Annotated in this window: 17 protein-coding genes; 6 read left to right on the top strand and 11 right to left on the bottom strand. The window is 70.7% G+C overall.

Annotated elements, in window-relative coordinates:
* The first annotated feature begins 56 nt into the window (after positions 1-56).
* Both ACFYZZ_RS31175 and ACFYZZ_RS31170 read left to right on the top strand, forming a co-directional pair.
* Entirely contained in the window at positions 57-416 is a 360-nt protein-coding gene (locus ACFYZZ_RS31175) for a hypothetical protein (protein WP_386574801.1), read from the top strand.
* A gap of 1 nt (position 417) precedes the next feature.
* Complete coding sequence (locus tag ACFYZZ_RS31170; protein ID WP_389182953.1) at positions 418-837, top strand: hypothetical protein; 420 nt, start codon at positions 418-420, stop codon at positions 835-837.
* 93 nt (positions 838-930) lie between these two features.
* Here ACFYZZ_RS31170 and ACFYZZ_RS31165 read toward each other — a convergent pair whose 3' ends face one another.
* The 3 genes from ACFYZZ_RS31165 to ACFYZZ_RS31155 all read right to left on the bottom strand — a co-directional run bounded on the left by ACFYZZ_RS31165 (position 931) and on the right by ACFYZZ_RS31155 (position 3,273).
* The gene (locus ACFYZZ_RS31165) at positions 931-1,428 is read right to left on the bottom strand and encodes a GNAT family N-acetyltransferase (RefSeq protein ID WP_389182951.1); all 498 of its coding nucleotides are present in this window, start codon (positions 1,426-1,428) and stop codon (positions 931-933) included.
* 45 nt (positions 1,429-1,473) lie between these two features.
* Positions 1,474-1,980: an RNA polymerase sigma factor gene (locus ACFYZZ_RS31160; RefSeq protein WP_389182949.1), complete on the bottom strand. Its 507-nt coding sequence runs from the start codon at positions 1,978-1,980 to the stop codon at positions 1,474-1,476.
* A gap of 102 nt (positions 1,981-2,082) precedes the next feature.
* Positions 2,083-3,273 carry a glycerophosphodiester phosphodiesterase gene (locus ACFYZZ_RS31155; protein WP_389182946.1) on the bottom strand — a complete coding sequence of 397 codons (1,191 nt, stop codon included), beginning with the start codon at positions 3,271-3,273 and terminating at the stop codon, positions 2,083-2,085.
* Positions 3,274-3,631: 358 nt separating this feature from the next.
* Between ACFYZZ_RS31155 and ACFYZZ_RS31150 the strand changes: the two genes are divergently transcribed.
* The gene (locus ACFYZZ_RS31150; protein WP_386574796.1) at positions 3,632-4,303 is read left to right on the top strand and encodes a lysophospholipid acyltransferase family protein; all 672 of its coding nucleotides are present in this window, start codon (positions 3,632-3,634) and stop codon (positions 4,301-4,303) included.
* A gap of 110 nt (positions 4,304-4,413) precedes the next feature.
* On the opposite strand, the gene ACFYZZ_RS31145 is transcribed toward ACFYZZ_RS31150, so the two are convergent.
* The 6 genes from ACFYZZ_RS31145 to ACFYZZ_RS31120 form a co-directional block, all read right to left on the bottom strand.
* Positions 4,414-5,937 (bottom strand): MFS transporter, encoded by a 1,524-nt coding sequence (locus ACFYZZ_RS31145; protein WP_389182943.1) that lies wholly within the window; start codon positions 5,935-5,937, stop codon positions 4,414-4,416.
* Entirely contained in the window at positions 5,934-6,485 is a 552-nt protein-coding gene (locus ACFYZZ_RS31140) for a TetR/AcrR family transcriptional regulator (RefSeq protein ID WP_389182940.1), read from the bottom strand. Before ACFYZZ_RS31140 ends, ACFYZZ_RS31145 begins: the two co-directional genes overlap by 4 nt.
* Before the next feature lie 85 nt (positions 6,486-6,570).
* Positions 6,571-7,542 carry an aldo/keto reductase gene (locus tag ACFYZZ_RS31135; RefSeq protein ID WP_389182937.1) on the bottom strand — a complete coding sequence of 324 codons (972 nt, stop codon included), beginning with the start codon at positions 7,540-7,542 and terminating at the stop codon, positions 6,571-6,573.
* A 91-nt stretch (positions 7,543-7,633) separates the two neighbouring features.
* Positions 7,634-8,452, bottom strand: a complete 819-nt coding sequence (locus ACFYZZ_RS31130; protein ID WP_389182934.1) for an alpha/beta fold hydrolase — start codon at positions 8,450-8,452, stop codon at positions 7,634-7,636.
* Positions 8,453-8,647: 195 nt separating this feature from the next.
* Positions 8,648-10,078 (bottom strand): argininosuccinate lyase, encoded by a 1,431-nt coding sequence (gene argH, locus ACFYZZ_RS31125; protein ID WP_389182931.1) that lies wholly within the window; start codon positions 10,076-10,078, stop codon positions 8,648-8,650.
* A 57-nt stretch (positions 10,079-10,135) separates the two neighbouring features.
* Positions 10,136-11,338: an argininosuccinate synthase gene (locus ACFYZZ_RS31120; protein WP_389182928.1), complete on the bottom strand. Its 1,203-nt coding sequence runs from the start codon at positions 11,336-11,338 to the stop codon at positions 10,136-10,138.
* A 168-nt stretch (positions 11,339-11,506) separates the two neighbouring features.
* Between ACFYZZ_RS31120 and ACFYZZ_RS31115 the strand changes: the two genes are divergently transcribed.
* The 3 genes from ACFYZZ_RS31115 (at position 11,507) to ACFYZZ_RS31105 (ending at position 13,780) form a co-directional block, all read left to right on the top strand.
* Positions 11,507-12,367, top strand: a complete 861-nt coding sequence (locus ACFYZZ_RS31115; protein WP_389182925.1) for a hypothetical protein — start codon at positions 11,507-11,509, stop codon at positions 12,365-12,367.
* Positions 12,368-12,490: 123 nt separating this feature from the next.
* Positions 12,491-13,078, top strand: coding sequence for a pyridoxamine 5'-phosphate oxidase family protein (locus ACFYZZ_RS31110; protein WP_389182922.1), 588 nt, complete (start codon positions 12,491-12,493; stop codon positions 13,076-13,078).
* 3 nt (positions 13,079-13,081) lie between these two features.
* Positions 13,082-13,780 carry a L,D-transpeptidase gene (locus ACFYZZ_RS31105; protein WP_389182919.1) on the top strand — a complete coding sequence of 233 codons (699 nt, stop codon included), beginning with the start codon at positions 13,082-13,084 and terminating at the stop codon, positions 13,778-13,780.
* On the opposite strand, the gene ACFYZZ_RS31100 is transcribed toward ACFYZZ_RS31105, so the two are convergent.
* Both ACFYZZ_RS31100 and ACFYZZ_RS31095 read right to left on the bottom strand, forming a co-directional pair.
* Positions 13,767-15,263: a sensor histidine kinase gene (locus ACFYZZ_RS31100; RefSeq protein WP_389182916.1), complete on the bottom strand. Its 1,497-nt coding sequence runs from the start codon at positions 15,261-15,263 to the stop codon at positions 13,767-13,769. The two genes, ACFYZZ_RS31105 and ACFYZZ_RS31100, sit on opposite strands and share 14 nt — an antisense overlap.
* Positions 15,260-16,000, bottom strand: coding sequence for a response regulator transcription factor (locus ACFYZZ_RS31095; RefSeq protein ID WP_389182913.1), 741 nt, complete (start codon positions 15,998-16,000; stop codon positions 15,260-15,262). Before ACFYZZ_RS31095 ends, ACFYZZ_RS31100 begins: the two co-directional genes overlap by 4 nt.
* Positions 16,001-16,078: the final 78 nt, after the last annotated feature.

The following is a 16,078-nucleotide window of genomic DNA, read 5'->3' as shown; positions in this document are numbered from 1 at the left end:
CCCCCCGCGACGGGGTCGGCTGCGTCGGACCATTTCGGCCGTAATAAGGTCACCGCATGCTCAACGCCCTGACGCTGGTGACCGGAGTCGCCGCGCTGCTGCTCGCCGCCTGGTGCGGCTGGGCCGCCTACCGGGACCAGCCGACCAAGGACTGGCACTTCATCGGCATGGCCGTGGTGTCGCTGCTGGCCGTGATCCAGCTGGTGGCCGGGATCGTGCTGCTGGCCCGGGGCGAGAAGCCGGAGCAGGGCACGACCATCTTCGTGGCGTATCTGCTGGGCGCGTTCGCGTGCGTGCCGGCGGCGGGCTTCATGTCCCTGGCCGAGCGGACCCGCTGGGGCTCGGTGACGGTGGCGGCGGGCGGCGTGGTGCTGGCCGTGCTCGAGGTACGGCTCTACGACATCTGGGGAGGCTGAGATGACGGCTGTCGAGGAGAAGCCGACCCGGCTGATCAGCGGGCCGGGGATGCTGCTCGTCTGGTTCTACGGCGTGATGGTGGTCGGCGCGGTGTCGCGCTCGGCGTACCAGATCGCGACGGACTTTCAGCGGGCGCCGCTCGCCTACTCGTTGTCGGCGGTGGCGGGTGTCGTGTACGGGTTCATCACGTACACGCTGATCCGTGGCGGCGAGACGGCCCGCAGGGCGGCGCGGGTTTGCTGCGCGGCTGAGCTGGTGGGTGTGCTGGTCGTCGGCACGTGGACGCTCGTGGAGCCCTCGGCGTTTCCCGACGCGACCGTGTGGTCGGACTACGGGATGGGCTACATCTTCATCCCCGTGCTGCTGCCGCTTTCTGCCATGTACTGGCTGCGGAAGGCGCGCATTCAGCAGGGCGCCTGAGGAGCGCGGGCGACTGCGCGGCGGTCGTGGCGGTCGCGCCCACGCGGCAGAGCCGCATATCAATACAGCCCCGCGCCCCTTTGGGGGCGCTCCTCACGCGGTGGTTGCGTAAGTACCGGCCGGCTTCTCCAGGATGATCATCTCCACGCCGTCCGCGCCCTTGGACCTACCCACCGTCTCGTAGCCGGACCGGCGGTACAGGCGGAGGTTGCCCTCGCTGCGGTGGCCGGTGAAGAGGCGGAACTTGGTGGCGCCCCGCTCCCCCTCAAGCGCCGCTTCGGCCGCGCGCAGCAGCCGTGCGCCGATGCCGTGGCCCTGGAGGCGCGGGTGGACGCAGAGCCTGCCGATGGCGGCGGCGCCGTCCTCGGTCACCTTGCCGCGCACCGCGCCGACCACCTCGTCGCCGAGCCGGGCCACGAAGACGCAGTCGGCGACGACCTCCTGACGGACCGAGTCGAGACTCTGGACGAGCGGGTCGATGCGGTAGTTGCCGTACAGCGCCGCCTCGCTCTGGAAGCACAGGTACTGGAGCTTGAAGATCTGCTCCGCGTCCTGCTCGGTCGCCACCGAGATGGTCACGCTCATGCCCATGTGCGCATGCCTCCCGCTCACCTGATCGCCTGTCGTTCCCCACTCCTATCCCCGCACTTCGCGGGCCGCAACCTCCGGCGTGAGCAATCGACGCAGACATCCCAGACATCTGGAACGTTCCGGTCCGAGACTGCCCTGTGAGATACCCAACTCCCCCGCGATCTCCCGGTATGTCAGGTCCTTCGGGGAGAGCAGCGCCTCGATGAGCCGGGGGCAGCGGCCGGGCAGCCTGCGGGCCGCGTCGCGCAGGGCGCGGTACCGGGCGGCCGTGAGCGCCAGCTGTTCCGGGTCGGGGCGGCTGTCGTCCACCGGCTCGGTACCGTACGGGCGTTCGAGGCGGATGGTGCGACGGCTGCGGCGGGCCTCCGCGCGGACGGCCTTGCGCAGCCAGCCCTGCGGGTCGGACGGCGGCCCGGTGGTCTCCAGACGCTCCAGGAGACGGAGCCAGACGGCCTGCTCCAGATCACCCGGCTCACCCCCGGAGGCATATGCCTCGGCGGAGGCCTCGGCGGCGAGGAGCGGGCGCAGGGTGACCACCAAGTCGTGCGTCATATGCGGAACGACGCGCCGCCCCGGCGGCAGGTTTCCGGGGCGGCGCGGAGTCACCCGTAAAGGGGTGCGGTACGACCTTGGTGTTGACGAGGGCGGCGCGGCTCAGCCGGCCACGAAGTCGGCGCGGGCCAGCACACCGGTGTCGGCGTTGTCGGTGAAGACGCCGTCGATGCCGGTGGCGAAGTACGTCTTGAAGGCGCCGAAGACATCGCCGTAGGCGTCCGCGGCGCTGCCCTTGCGGTACTCGGCCGGGAGGAAGGGGTTCTCGTTGCGCATGGTGTAGGGGTGCAGGACGAGACCCACCTTGTGCGCGTCGGAGACCAGCGCGGTCGGCTGGGCCAGGGTGCCGTCGGCGTTCTTCGGGATGATCAGGTCCAGCGTCGGGCCGATGCCCTGCGCGTAGCCGGCGATCTCCCGCAGCCCCTTGGGCGTGATCAGGTCGGCGACCGTGCGCGGGTCGCCCGCCTCGACGAAGTCGTAGGGGCGGCTGGTGGCCGAGGAGAGCAGCACGACGAGCGGGTTGTCCACCAGCTGGTTCAGCTTCTGGATGCTGCTCGGCTCGAAGGACTGCAGGATGACCGGCGAGTTCCGGCCGTCCTTGCCGTACTTGCGCAGCAGCTTCGCCACCCGCTCCTCCAGGCCCAGGCCCAGCTTGCGGAAGTAGGTGGGGTGCTTGGTCTCGGGGTAGATCCAGACCTGCTTGCCGCGCTTGCGGGTCTGCTCGTCCTGCCACTTCAGGACCTCTTCGAACGTGGGGATCTCCCAGCGCCCGTTGTAGAGGGTGTTGTGCGGACGGTTGGCCGGGATGCGCTCGACCGCGCGAAGCGTCTTCAGCTCGGCGAGGGTGAAGTCCTCGGTGAACCAGCCGGTGACGGGCACGCCGTCCAGGACCTTGGTGGTCTTGCGGTCGGCGAACTCGGGGTGCGAGGCGACGTCCGTGGTGCCGCCGATCTCCGGCTCGTGGCGGCAGACGAGGTGTCCGTCCTTGGTGGGGACCAGGTCACCCGCCTCGACGACGTCGGCGCCGAGGTCGAGGGCCAGGTTGTACGAGCCGAAGGTGTGCTCGGGGCGGTAGCCGCTGGCACCCCGGTGGCCGATGATCGTCGGCACCGGCAGGCTCTTCAGCCCCCGCCCGCCGTACCCGGCCGTCCGGGCGTCGGCCGTCCGGGCGTCGGCCGCTCGGGCGGTTCCGGGCAGCCCGAAGACCGCCCCGCCCGCGCCGAGCACCGCTGCGCCGAGGAGCGCCCGCCGTCCCGTGCCCTGCGTCTGTTCGTTCGTCTGGTCGCTGTCCATGAGCGCCCTCCCGCTGTCCTGCCTCTGCGTCCTGCCTCTTCAATGCGCGCCGATCGTAGGGGCGTACACATGACCGACGGGAGACCTCGGTTCGAACACACGGGTGACGCCGTCTGTCGTGTGTGAGGCGGGACATGACGGCCCGTCGGCTTCGGCCGCGGGCGTTTCGCGCGACCTCCGTCACACTGTCGCCGTACGTCACTGACGGGCACCGGGGCGTCACCGCAGGTAAACCAGTGTCAACAGTGCGTAAGACCTCGGTGAACCGGCCGCACCCGATGTGCGCATCCCCCGGGGCCGCGAGTAATGTCCTCACCTGCACAGACACATATCGCTTCCCTCGACATCGGAGGACCCGTTGTCCCGCTTCGCGCTCATCAAGGCAGTGCTCGGACCGATCATGCGCCTGATGTTCCGCCCACAGGTGGAGGGCGCGGAGCACATCCCCGGGGACGGGCCGGTCATCCTGGCCGGCAACCACCTGACCTTCATCGACTCGCTGGTGCTGCCGCTGGTCACCAAGCGGCAGGTGTACTTCATCGGCAAGGACGAGTACGTCACCGGCAAGAGCCTCAAGGGCCGGCTGATGGCATGGTTCTTCACCGGCGTCGGCATGATCCCGGTCGACCGGGACGGGGCCAACGGTGGCGTCGCCGCGCTGATGACCGGGCGGCGGATCCTGGAGGAGGGGAAGGTCTTCGGGATCTACCCCGAGGGGACGCGGTCGCCCGACGGCCGGCTGTACCGGGGGCGCACCGGTATCGCGCGACTGACGCTGATGACCGGTGCGCCGGTGGTTCCGTTCGCGATGATCGGCACGGACAAGTTGCAGCCGGGTGGGGCGGGGATGCCGCGGCCCGGGAAGGTCACCGTTCGCTTCGGCGAGGCGATGGAGTTCTCGCGGTACGAGGGGATGGACCGGGACCGGTATGTGCTGCGGGCTGTGACCGATTCTGTGATGGCTGAGGTCATGCGGCTGTCTGGGCAGGAGTACGTGGACATGTACGCCACGAAGGCCAAGGCCGCCTAAGCGCCGTAGGGGTTCCTGCCGTCTTGCGGGCGCGGGATGCGTTGTGGCTTGTCGCGCCCACGCGGCGGAGCCGCAAATCGAAACAACCCCGCGCCCCTGAGGTACTCACCTCACCCAGTGCTTTCCAGTTTCTGCCCCCTCAGCAAGAACCACGCTGCCGCCGCCGTTGCCAGCAGGACTGCTGCTCCTGCGCCGGAAGCTAGCTGCAGGCCCCGGACGAAGGAGCCGGTGGCCGCGTCCAGGAGGGACTCCGCCGCGTGCGGGGGCATCTTCGTCGAGGCCTCCACCGCCGCTCCCAGTGACTCGTGGGCGGCTGCCGGGGTTCCGGCCGGGCCCGTGAAGTCGCGGTAGACGCTGGTCACGATCGTGCCGAGCAGGGCGATGCCGAGGGCCGCGCCCAGTTCGTACGCCGTCTCGGAGACCGCGGAGGCGGCGCCCGCCTGGTCCTTGGGCACGCTGGAGAGGATCACGTCGGCGGTCACCGTGAAGGAGAAGCCGGCGCCGATGCCGACGACCAGGAGTGCGGCGCCGAGGAGCGGGTAGCCCGTCGACCTGCCCACGGTCGTGAGGACGGCGAGGGCGATGCCCACGGCGGCCAGACCGCCCGAGACCACGGCCCGTACCGAGAAGCGGCGGGCCGCGCGGCCCGCGATCAGGCCGGCCGTCACCGCGCCGACGGCGGCGGGCAGTTCGGCCAGGCCCGCCTCGAAGGGGCTCCTGCCCTGGACCAGTTGCAGGAACTGGGAGAGGAAGAACACCAGGCCGGACATGCCCAGCACGGTCAGCAGGTCGGCGAGGACCGCTCCGCTGAAGCCACGGCGCCGGAACAGGCGCATGTCCAGCAGCGGGGCCGGCATGGTGAGCTGGCGGTGCACGAAGCCGTAGAGGGCCGACGCGCCCAGCAGGGCCGTGGCGAGCGTGGGCCAGGTGAAGCCGTGGGTGGCGGCCTCCTTGACCGCGTACACCAGGCCGATCATGCCGACCAGCGACAGGACGACGCTGATCAGGTCCCAGGGGCCGGGGTTCGGGTTGCGGGACTCGGGCAGCGAGCGGATGCCGACGAGTACCAGGACCGCCATCACCGGCAGGTTGATCAGGAAGACCGAGCCCCACCAGAAGTGCTCCAGCAGGAAGCCGCCGACGATGGGGCCCACGGCCGTGCCGGCGGAGGCGGTGGCGCCCCAGATGCCGACGGCGAGGCTGCGCTCGCGCGGGTCGTGGAAGAGGTTGCGGATCAGGGCGAGGGTGGCGGGCATCAGGGTCGCGCCGGCGACGCCGAGCAGGGCCCGCGCCAGGATCATGAGTTCAGGGGTGGTCGCGTACGCGTTCAGGACGGATATCGCGCCGAACGCCGCAGCGCCGACCAGCAGGATGCGCTTGCGGCCGATGCGGTCGCCGAGGCTGCCCATGGAGACCAGCAGACCGGCGATGACGAAGGAGTAGACGTCACCGATCCACAGGAGCTGGGTGCCGGAGGGGTTGAGGTCTTCGCTGATGTACGGGGTCGCGAGGCCGAGGACGGTGGCGTCGACGGCCACCAGCAGCACGGCCAGGACGAGGACGGAGAGCGCGAGCCAGCGGCCCGGGCGCTTCTCCACCTCCACCGCAAGTGCCGGCTGCAGGGTGCTGGTCATGATTCCTCTCTTCGTAGTGCGCCGCCGAGCAGCAGCTCGACGATCATGTGGGTGAAGTCCTTTGGGGCGACTCGGCCTTCCGAGACCGCCCAGGCGCCGGAGGCCAGCAGGCCGTACAGCGCCTCGGTGAGCCAGGCCGGGGTGAGGTCGATGCGGAACTCGCCGTTCTCCTGGCCGCGCCGGAACAGGGCCGTGACGCGCTCGTCGATGCGGGCCCAGCCCTGGTTCTGTTCCTCGCCCTCGAACAGCTGGTTCTCGGTGTAGAGGAAGGCGAGCAAGGCGGCCGAGGGTTCGACCGCCCGGACCAGGCGGTGCACGGCCTCGCCCGCGGAACCCTCGTCCAGGCGGGCCGTGTCCAGGGCCGCCTCGCACTCCGCGATGCCGAGCGCCTCCAGCGCCCTTACGAGCGCGTCGCGCCCGGCGAAGTGGCGGTGCAGTGTGGCCCGGCTGATCCCGGCGGCCTTGGCGACCTCGTCCATGGTCGCCGTGGACTTACGGGTCAGCAGGGCGGCTGCGCTGCGCAGCACGTGGTCACGATCCAGGGCCATGAGACAACCATAGCCCATCTGAGACATCTTTGTCTCATCATAGGCGTGCACGACTCATAGATGCTGGTCAGCAGGGGGTGATCAGTCAGTGCCAGGGCAGCTGTGCGCGCCGCTCCCAGTAGGCGCCCGGGTCCTCAACCAGCGTGGCGAGGCGGGTCAGCTGGTCGGCGTCCAGGTCCACGACGGGCGCGTGGAGGTTGGAGGCGAGCTGCGTGACGGTCGCGGCGCCGGAGAGGACGACACCCGCCCAGGGCCGGCGCAGGATCAGGGCCAGGGCGACGGCGTCGCAGCCGAGGTCGGTCTCCTCGGCCACGGCCTTCAGCGCGTCCGGGGCGTGCTGCGCGGAGAGGCGGCCGTTGGCCATGCCCTCCTTGACGATCACGGTCAGTCCGGCGTCGTGCGCCTCGGCGAGCGCGGGTTCGGCCGAGGTCTCCAGGGCGTTGTACGTCGACTGGACGGTACGGAAGAGGGGCTCGCCGTCGACCTGCACGGCGAGAGCGGCGCGGATCGCGTCCGCCTGGGCGGGGCCGCTGGTGGAGAAGCCGATGGTCAGGCCGCCGGCCGCGGCCTCGGCGAGTGCGGCGTGGAGTTCCTTGTCGGTGAGGGCAGGGCTGTCCGGGGTCAGCGAGTGGATCTGGTAGAGGTCGAGCCGGTCGCCGAGCAGCGCGTCGGTCTCGGCGCGCTGGCGTTCGTACGTCGCCAGGCTGTGGTCCTTCACCTCGTGCTGCGCGGCGTCGGTGGACCAGCCGGCGGTGTAGGTGTAGCCCCACTTGCTGCCGACGACCACGTCGTCGATGTCCGGGCGGGCGTTCAGCCAGTCGGCGAGGAACTCCTCGGAACGGCCGTAGGAGCGGGCGACGTCGAAGTACCGCACGCCCTGGGCGTAGGCGGCGTCGAGCAGGTCATGGGTGCGGTCGCGCAGGGCGTCGACGCTGCGGACCGGCGGGAGGTCCTCCTCGCGGCCAAGGTTGATGTAGCCGGGGCGGCCGACGGCGGCGAGGCCGAGGCCGATGTGCGCGGTGGGCGTGGTCGCGTGGGCCAGGCGGCTGAAGGGCATGGCGACTCCCTGCACGATCGGCGGCGGAGATCCCGCACCAGGAGCGGGAATCTCGCACCAATCTACCCAGCCCCGTACGGTTCAGCCCGCCCTAGACACAGCGCGGCACGAAGGCGGGGTCGGCCGGTCCGTCGTGCTCCAGGGCGTTGAGCACCCACCGCTGGACCAGCGGCGACTTGGGCGCCTGGTCGTGTTCGGTGATGTCGAGCGGACAGCGGTCCTGCAGGAGGACGTTGGTCACGTACGAGTCCCGGCCTTTGAGGAAGGCGCTGGTGTAGGGCACCACGACCTCGTCGTACTTGGTGGCGATCGCCGTGTAGTCGGGGCCCACCGGGGTCTCCGGGTCGGAGTTGAGCTTCTGCAGGAAGTCCGAACCGGCGGTCTGGTCGACGCAGGAGGGGCAGACGGTGGCGCCGGCCGCGAGGGCGAGCGGGTTGGTGGTGCCGTGGTTGGAGGGCACGATGCCCACGAGGTCGTCGACCTTGGTCGCGCCGCCGAGGTACTTGACGTAGTAGCGGGGCATCATGCCGCCCTGACTGTGTCCGACGATGTCGACCTTCTTCGCGCCGGTCGCGCCGAGCACGGCGTTCACGAAGTCCCGCAGTTCGGCCGCCGAGTCCGGGATCGGGGCGGTCTCCAGGTCGCCGTACTCGAAGGAGAAGACGCAGTAACCGGCGTTCGCCAGCGCGGGCGACAGGGTCAGCCAGTTCTCGTACGACGTCTTGAAGGTGCCGTTCACCAGGACCACAGGCTGCGGGTGGGCGGAGTCCGGCTTGCAGGACCAGTCGTTGGCGCCGGGCGGCGGGGTGCCGGCGGCGCTCGCGGGGGCTGTGAGGCCGAAGGAGCACAGCGCCGCTACGGCGGTGACGGCGAGAAGGCGGGCCGTTCGTTTTGTACGTCGTGCGCGCATGACGTCCCTTTCATGCTCGGCTGCGATCGACCGGCGTTCGGCATTGCCGACCGGGTGACCGGAATACTTACCTCCGAGTAAGGGCAAGTCAAGGTTTCGGCCAGTGGCCGAATTCCATCCGTTATCGAGCGGTCCGGACAGCAGGCAGGGCCCGGACGCGATGTCCGGGCCCTGCTGTCCACTGCGGTCCGGCCGTCAGGCCTGCTTGGCCGTGGCCCACCCGTGCTGTGCCGCCACGTCCGCCTTGACCTCGGTGAGCTGGACGGCCACCGCGCTGGGTGCCGTACCGCCGCGGCCGTCGCGGGAGGCGAGGGCGCCGGGGACGTTGAGGACCGTGCGGACCTCGGGGGTCAGATGGGCGGAGATCTTCGCGAACTGCTCGTCGGTCAGCTCGTCCAGCTCCTTGCCGTCGGCCTCCGCGACCTTCACGCACTCCCCCGCGACCTCGTGGGCCACGCGGAACGGTACGCCCTGCTTGACCAGCCACTCGGCGATGTCGGTGGCGAGCGAGAAGCCGGCCGGGGCCAGCTCCTCCATGCGCTCGCGGTTGACCGTGAGCGTGGCGATCATGCCGGTGAAGGCGGGGAGCAGGATCTCCAGCTGGTCGCAGGAGTCGAAGACCGGCTCCTTGTCCTCCTGGAGGTCGCGGTTGTAGGCGAGGGGCAGCGCCTTGAGCGTGGCCATGAGACCGGTCAGGTTGCCGATCAGGCGGCCCGACTTGCCGCGCGCCAGCTCGGCGATGTCCGGGTTCTTCTTCTGCGGCATGATCGACGAGCCCGTGGAGAACGCGTCGTGCAGGGTCACGAAGGAGAACTCCTTCGTGTTCCAGATGATGATCTCCTCGGAGATCCGGGAGAGGTTCACGCCGATCATCGCGGTGATGAAGGCGAACTCGGCGACGAAGTCACGGGAGGCCGTGCCGTCGATGGAGTTGCCGACGCTGCCGTGCTCGAAGCCGAGGTCCTCGGCGACCGCCTCCGGGTCCAGGCCGAGGGAGGAGCCCGCGAGGGCGCCGGAGCCGTACGGCGACACGGCCGTCCGCTCGTCCCACTGGCGCAGCCGCTCGGCGTCCCGGGACAGGGACTGGACGTGGGCCAGCACGTGGTGGGCGAAGAGCACCGGCTGGGCGTGCTGGAGGTGGGTGCGGCCGGGCATGGCCACGTCCGGGTGGGCCTCGGCGAGGCCGATCAGCGCGTCCTGGAGGTCGGCGATCAGGCCGCCGATGATCCGGGCATGGTCCCGCAGGTACATCCGGAAGAGGGTGGCGACCTGGTCGTTCCTCGACCGGCCCGCGCGCAGCTTGCCGCCGAGGTCGGGGCCGAGTCGCTCCAGCAGGCCCCGCTCCAGGGCGGTGTGGACATCCTCGTCGGCGATCGTGCCCACGAAGGAGCCGTTCGCGACGTCCGCCTCCAGCTGGTCGAGCCCGGCGATCATGCGGGTCAGCTCGTCCTCGGAGAGCAGCCCCGCCTTGTGCAGCACGCGCGCGTGGGCGCGTGAACCGGCGATGTCGTAGGGCGCGAGCCGCCAGTCGAAGTGGACGGACGCGGACAGCTTCGCCAGGGCCTCGGCGGGTCCGTCGGCGAAACGGCCGCCCCAGAGCCGTACGTCACCGCTGTTGCTGCTCACTTGCGCTGCTCCTAGAGAAGGTGTGGATGTCCGAACCGTACTCAGGCCAGGTAGGCGTCAGGCTCCGCCGGCGAGATCACGCCGTGCCGCGATCTTCGACGACAGGCTGTAGATGTCGATGAAGCCCTTGGCCGCCGCCTGGTCGAAGGTGTCGCCGGTGTCGTAGGTGGCGAGGTTGAAGTCGTACAGGGACGAGTCCGAGCGCCGGCCGGTGACGACCGCGCGGCCGCCGTGCAGGGTCATCCGGATGTCGCCGGAGACCTGCTGGCTGGCCTCGTCGATGAAGCCCTCCAGGGCGCGCTTGAGCGGGGAGAACCACTGGCCGTCGTAGACCAGCTCGCCCCAGCGCTGCTCGACCTGCCGCTTGTAGCGGGCCAGCTCGCGCTCGACGGTGACGTTCTCCAGCTCCTGGTGGGCGGTGATCAGGGCGATCGCGCCGGGAGCCTCGTACACCTCACGGGACTTGATGCCGACGAGGCGGTCCTCGACCATGTCGATGCGGCCGATGCCCTGGGCGCCGGCGCGCTCGTTGAGCTGCTGGATGGCCTGCAGGACGGTGACCGGCTTGCCGTCGACGGCCACGGGGACGCCCGCCTCGAAGGTGATGATCACCTCGTCGGCGTCGCGGGCCACGGCCGGGTTCTGCGTGTACTCGTAGATGTCCTCGATCGGCGCGTTCCAGATGTCCTCCAGGAAGCCCGTCTCGACCGCGCGCCCGAAGACGTTCTGGTCGATGGAGTACGGGGACTTCTTGGTGGTGGCGATCGGGAGCTGCTTCTCCTCGCAGAAAGCGATCGCCTTGTCCCGGGTCATCGCGTAGTCGCGGACCGGGGCGATGCACTTCAGGTCGGGGGCGAGGGCGACGATGCCGGCCTCGAAGCGGACCTGGTCGTTGCCCTTGCCGGTGCAGCCGTGGGCGACCGTGGTGGCGCCGTGCTTCTTGGCGGCGGCGACGAGGTGCTTGACGATCGTCGGCCGGGAGAGTGCGGAGACCAGCGGGTAGCGGTCCATGTAGAGGGCGTTGGCCTTGATCGCCGGGAGACAGTACTCCTCGGCGAACTCGTCCCTGGCGTCCGCGACCTCGGCCTCGACAGCACCGCAGGCGAGGGCGCGCTTGCGGATGACGTCCAGGTCCTCGCCGCCCTGGCCGACGTCCACCGCGACGGCGATGACCTCGGCGCCCGTCTCCTCGGCGATCCAGCCGATGGCGACGGAGGTGTCCAGACCGCCCGAATAGGCGAGTACGACGCGCTCGGTCACGGGTTTCTCCTCACACTGCACTTGCTGACATGCATGAGTATGCAGAGGTCTGCATGATTCGTCAATTCTCGGACCGCTTGAACAATGGCAACCGCTTTCTCGTACTCCCCACCGAACGCCGGCGCCACGTTGATCACAACCCACTCCTGACCCAAGTGAGGCAGTCGCATGTCCAGGGCACTTCCGAAGTACAACAAGCGTCGTGTGGCGATCATCGGCGGCGCTGCCGCCGTGGTGCTCTCCGGCGCGGTGATCGCCGGTTCCGCCCTCGCCGGGACGCCCGCCAAGAGCAACGGCGCCGCGAACGCCCGCACCCTCGCGAGCCCCGGCACCATCACCTGCCCCGACGTGAAGTCGAAGCTGCCCGCGGTTCCGGCCTCCGCCCAGGCCGAGGTCGACCGCAACCTCGCCCTCCTCCAGACCCAGATCCAGGAGGCCAACACGCGGCTGAAGAACACCGTGGGCCAGGGCGGGCCCAACTTCGTCAACAACGCGATCCTCGGCCCCCTCAAGGACAAGCGCGTCTCCACCATCGACCGCATCGCCATCTCCATCGGCCGCAAGGGCACCAAGCCGACGGGGCTGGACGCGCTGGCGCCCTGCACTCTGAACGCGGGCGGGGTCGGGGGCGGTGGTGCGAACGCGGGCGGCGGCCGGGCGTCCGCCTCCACGGCCCCGGGCACCGCGGCCGGCCGGCAGTCGGGCGGCGGGGCCGCGGCGGGCGGGAGCACCGCGGCGGGCACGATCACCTGCCCGGACGTGGCCTCCAGACTGCCGGCCGTCCCGGCATCCGCGAAGGCCGAGGTCGACCGCAACCTGGCCCTGCTGCAGACGCAGATCCAGGAGGCCAACACGCGACTGAAGAACACCGTGGGCCAGGGCGGGCCCAACTTCGTCAACAACGCGATCCTCGGCCCGCTGAAGGACAAGCGGGTCTCGACCATCGACCGCATCGCCATCTCCATCGGCCGCAAGGGCACCAAGCCGACGGGGCTGGACTCGCTGGCCGCCTGCACGCTCACCAAGTGAGATGACCGGCAGCCGTGGCCGCCCCGTCGGACAGCGCCGGCCGGGGCGGCCGCGGCGAATCCGGTCGAGCGAATCCGGCAATTCCTTAGACAGCCGAACGACTACCGTCAATAATCGTTAGACATGGGAAAGATCTATGAGCGCATAGACGGAAGGCTCCGGACGTTCATCGAGGAGCAGCCACTCTTCTTCACGGCGACCGCGCCACTCTCCGCAGAGGGCACGGTCAACCTCTCCCCCAAGGGTCTCAAGGGCTCGTTCGTGGTGCTGGACGAACTCACGCTGGCGTACCTCGACTTCGCCGGGTCCAACGCCGAGACCGTCGCGCACCTGCGGGAGAACGGGCGCATCACCCTCATGTGGTGCGCCTTCCAGGGCCCGCCGAACATCGTGCGGGTGCACGGCCGGGGCGAGGCGGTCTTCCGGGACGACCCGCGCTTCCAGGAACTGGTCGCCCGCTTCCCGGACATCGACCCGAGCCTGCACGGCCTGCGCGCGGTCATCGTCGTCCACGCCGAACTGGTGCGGGACAGCTGCGGATACGCCGTCCCCCATATGGCCTACGAGGAGGACCGCGATCTGCACGCCAAGCGGTTCGCCCGCGAGGACGACGACTCGCTGAGTGCCTATTTCACCAAGAAGGAGCACATCGCGACCAGCCTGGACGGACTGCCCGGACTGCCGTTGCCGCTCCCTCCGTCTACCGTCTGAGCCATGCGCCCCAGTGCCGTCGTCGCCCTCGTGTCCGCGTCCGTCTGCCTGCTCGGCTTCATGCCCGGGCAGGCGCCGGTTCCGTTGCCCGCGCAGCTGGCGGACACCGGGGGCGGCACCCAGCTGATCACCGCTCAGGCGCCGGACACCGACGCGACGTCCGGCACGCTCACGTGGTGGGACCTGCGGGACGGCCAGTGGGTCCAGGCCGGGTCCGCGCCCGCGCGGTTCGGGGCGAACGGGCTGGTGGAGGGGCAGTCGCGGACGCAGGGCACGAAGACCACGCCGACCGGGCTGTACCGCCTTCCGTTCGCCTTCGGCATCAAGGCGGCGCCGAGCGGGACGCGGTTCGAGTACCGGGCGGTGAAGGGGAGTTCCTGGTGGTGCGAGGACCCCGACTCGACCGCGTACAACCGCTGGGTGGATCCCCTTCCGGCCGACTGCCGGGCCGCGGAGTCCGAGCAGCTCAGCTCCTACGGGACGTACGCGTACGGGCTTGTCATCGGGTTCAACTACGACGAGCCGGTGCGGGGGCGGGGCGCCGGGATCTTTCTGCACGTCAACGGGAAGGCGGCCACCGCCGGTTGCGTGTCCGTACCCGAGGATGCGATGCAACGGATCCTGACGTGGGCGGACCCCGACAGGAAGCCGCATGTAGCGATCGGCACCACGGACGGCGCCACGGCCATCACGCGTTACTGACCTCGCCGAGGGGCAGCCGTACGGTGAACGTCGTCGACCCCGGCCTGCTCTCCAGCCCGACGCTCCCCCCGTGCGCCTCCACCACCGCCGCCACGATCGACAGGCCGAGGCCCGCACCTCCGCCGGGGGCGTCCCGGCGGCGGCGGTGTTCCGCGCGGGTGAAGCGTTCGAAGACGCCCGGCTGGACTTCCTCGGGGACGCCGGGGCCGTCGTCGTGGACCGAGAGGTGGGCCGAGCCGTCCCCGGTTTCCAGGGTCACCGTCACCTTGGTGCCAGCGGGTGTGTGCACACGCGCGTTGGCCAACAGGTTGGCCAACACCTGTTGGAGGCGGTGGGTGTCGCCCGTGACCGTGACCGGTTCCTCCGGGAGGTCCAGGGTCCAGCGGTGGTCGGGGCCGGCGGCCCGGGCGTCCGTCACCGCGTCCAGGACCAGATGGGTCAGGTCGACCGGGCGGCGCTCCAGCGGGCGGCCCGCGTCGAGGCGGGCCAGCAGGAGCAGGTCGTCGACCATCTCGCCCATGCGGGAGGACTCGGCGGCGATGCGCTCCAGGGCGCGGGTCACCTCCGGTGGGACCGGCCCCGGGTGCAGCAGGGCCAGCTCGGCGTGGCCGCGGACCGAGGCGACCGGGGTGCGCAGCTCGTGGCTGGCGTCGGCGGCGAAGCGGCGCAGCCGCTCCTCGCTCGCGTGGCGTTTGGTCAGGGCATCCTCGACATGGCCCAGCATGCGGTTGAAGGCGGCCGCGACCCGGCCGACCTCGCTGCGGGTGTCGGGTTCCGGGGCCCGGGGCGGCAGGGCCACCTCGCCGCTGGCGAGCGGCAGTTCGCTGACCCGGGTGGCGGTCGCCGCGACCCTGCTGAGCGGGCGCAGCGACCAGCGGACCCAGAAGGCCCCGGCCACGCCGGTCGCCACCAGCGCGAGGCCGAAGACGATGCCGGCCACCAGTTCCAGACGGTGGACGGCGGCCTGGACGGGCTCCAGCGGCAGGCCGACGACCAGGACGTCACCGTCCCGGCCCGGGGTGGCCACGACCCGGTAGTCGTCCAGGGCGGAGAGTTCGACGGTGTGCGGTCTGCCGTCGGCCGGTACGGCGGCCAGCCGCTTCCGGTCCCTGGCGGTGAGGTCGACGCCCAGGTCTGCGGACGGGTCGCCGGAGCGGATGAGGCCCTTGCTGGTGACCTGACCGTTCAGCAGGCGGGCGCCGAAGGTGCCGGTGGCCAGGCGGCGGGTGTCGCCGTGCTCGTCGCCGTCGTGGTCGTCGGGCACCCGGCCGTCCTGCCCCGGGCCCGGGTGCTCCAGGCTCTCCGGGAACCGGGTGCCGACCTGGGTGAGCTGCTCGTCGAGACGCTGGGTGAGGAAGCCGTTCAGCTCGACGACCGCGGCGAGTCCCACGGCCGCGCAGCTCACGGCGAGCAGGATCACCAGGGCGAAGGTGAGCCGGGCGCGCAGGGTGCGGGGCCGGGGCAGGCGTCGTACGGGCCTCACCGGGGCACCGGCTTCATGACGTATCCCGCCCCGCGGACCGTGTGGATCATGGGTTCGCGGCCCGCGTCCACCTTTTTGCGCAGGTAGGAGATGTACAGCTCGACCACGTGGGCCCGGCCGCCGAAGTCGTACGACCACACCCGGTCGAGGATCTGCGTCTTGCTCAGCACCCGGCGCGGGTTGCGCATCAGGAAGCGGAGGAGTTCGAACTCGGTGGGCGAGAGTTCGATCAGCTCGCCGTTCCGGGTCACCTCGCGGGCCTCCTCGTCCATGACCAGGTCGCCCACGGTCAGCCGCGGCCCCTCCTCCAGCTGGCGGGCCATGCCGGCGCGGCGCAGCAGTCCGCGCAGCCGGGCGACGACCTCCTCCAGGCTGAAGGGCTTGGTGACGTAGTCGTCGCCGCCCGCCGTGATGCCGGCGATGCGGTCCTCGACCGCGTCCCGGGCGGTGAGGAAGAGCACGCAGACGTCCGGCTTCACCTCGTGCAGGCGGCGCAGCACGGCGAAGCCGTCGGTGTCCGGGAGCATCACGTCCAGGACGACGGCGTCGGGCAGCAGCTCGCGCGCGGCGGTGACCGCCGAGGCGCCGTCGCCGGCCGCGCGCACCTCCCAGCCCTCGTAGCGCAGGGCGCCGGTGAGCACCTCCGCGAGGTCGGGGTCGTCGTCGACGACGAGGACGCGCAGCGGGGTGCCGTCGGGTCGGGTGAGGGCGGGGCGGCCGGAGCGGGTGGTGTTCATCGCGTCTCCCAGCATCGCTCGTGCGCGGGCCGGCCGGCCGCCCGGGCGGCTCTGAGTTTCCTCTGAGTCGGCTGGGTA

The sequence above is a fragment of the Streptomyces sp. NPDC001816 genome (assembly GCF_042892235.1).
Taxonomy (GTDB): domain Bacteria; phylum Actinomycetota; class Actinomycetes; order Streptomycetales; family Streptomycetaceae; genus Streptomyces.
Note: the sequence above shows the minus strand (reverse complement) of the source record. Positions and strands in the feature narration are given on the sequence as shown.

Excerpts from the sequence above, each read along its gene's own strand:
- ACFYZZ_RS31175 (WP_386574801.1), top strand. The coding sequence starts at position 57 with ATGCTCAACGCCCTGACGCTGGTGACCGGAGTCGCCGCGCTGCTGCTC.
- ACFYZZ_RS31170 (WP_389182953.1), top strand. The coding sequence starts at position 418 with ATGACGGCTGTCGAGGAGAAGCCGACCCGGCTGATCAGCGGGCCGGGG.
- ACFYZZ_RS31165 (WP_389182951.1), bottom strand. The coding sequence starts at position 1,428 with ATGGGCATGAGCGTGACCATCTCGGTGGCGACCGAGCAGGACGCGGAG.
- ACFYZZ_RS31160 (WP_389182949.1), bottom strand. The coding sequence starts at position 1,980 with ATGACGCACGACTTGGTGGTCACCCTGCGCCCGCTCCTCGCCGCCGAG.
- ACFYZZ_RS31155 (WP_389182946.1), bottom strand. The coding sequence starts at position 3,273 with ATGGACAGCGACCAGACGAACGAACAGACGCAGGGCACGGGACGGCGG.
- ACFYZZ_RS31145 (WP_389182943.1), bottom strand. The coding sequence starts at position 5,937 with ATGACCAGCACCCTGCAGCCGGCACTTGCGGTGGAGGTGGAGAAGCGC.
- ACFYZZ_RS31140 (WP_389182940.1), bottom strand. The coding sequence starts at position 6,485 with ATGGCCCTGGATCGTGACCACGTGCTGCGCAGCGCAGCCGCCCTGCTG.
- ACFYZZ_RS31135 (WP_389182937.1), bottom strand. The coding sequence starts at position 7,542 with ATGCCCTTCAGCCGCCTGGCCCACGCGACCACGCCCACCGCGCACATC.
- ACFYZZ_RS31130 (WP_389182934.1), bottom strand. The coding sequence starts at position 8,452 with ATGCGCGCACGACGTACAAAACGAACGGCCCGCCTTCTCGCCGTCACC.
- ACFYZZ_RS31115 (WP_389182925.1), top strand. The coding sequence starts at position 11,507 with ATGTCCAGGGCACTTCCGAAGTACAACAAGCGTCGTGTGGCGATCATC.
- ACFYZZ_RS31110 (WP_389182922.1), top strand. The coding sequence starts at position 12,491 with ATGGGAAAGATCTATGAGCGCATAGACGGAAGGCTCCGGACGTTCATC.
- ACFYZZ_RS31105 (WP_389182919.1), top strand. The coding sequence starts at position 13,082 with ATGCGCCCCAGTGCCGTCGTCGCCCTCGTGTCCGCGTCCGTCTGCCTG.
- ACFYZZ_RS31095 (WP_389182913.1), bottom strand. The coding sequence starts at position 16,000 with ATGAACACCACCCGCTCCGGCCGCCCCGCCCTCACCCGACCCGACGGC.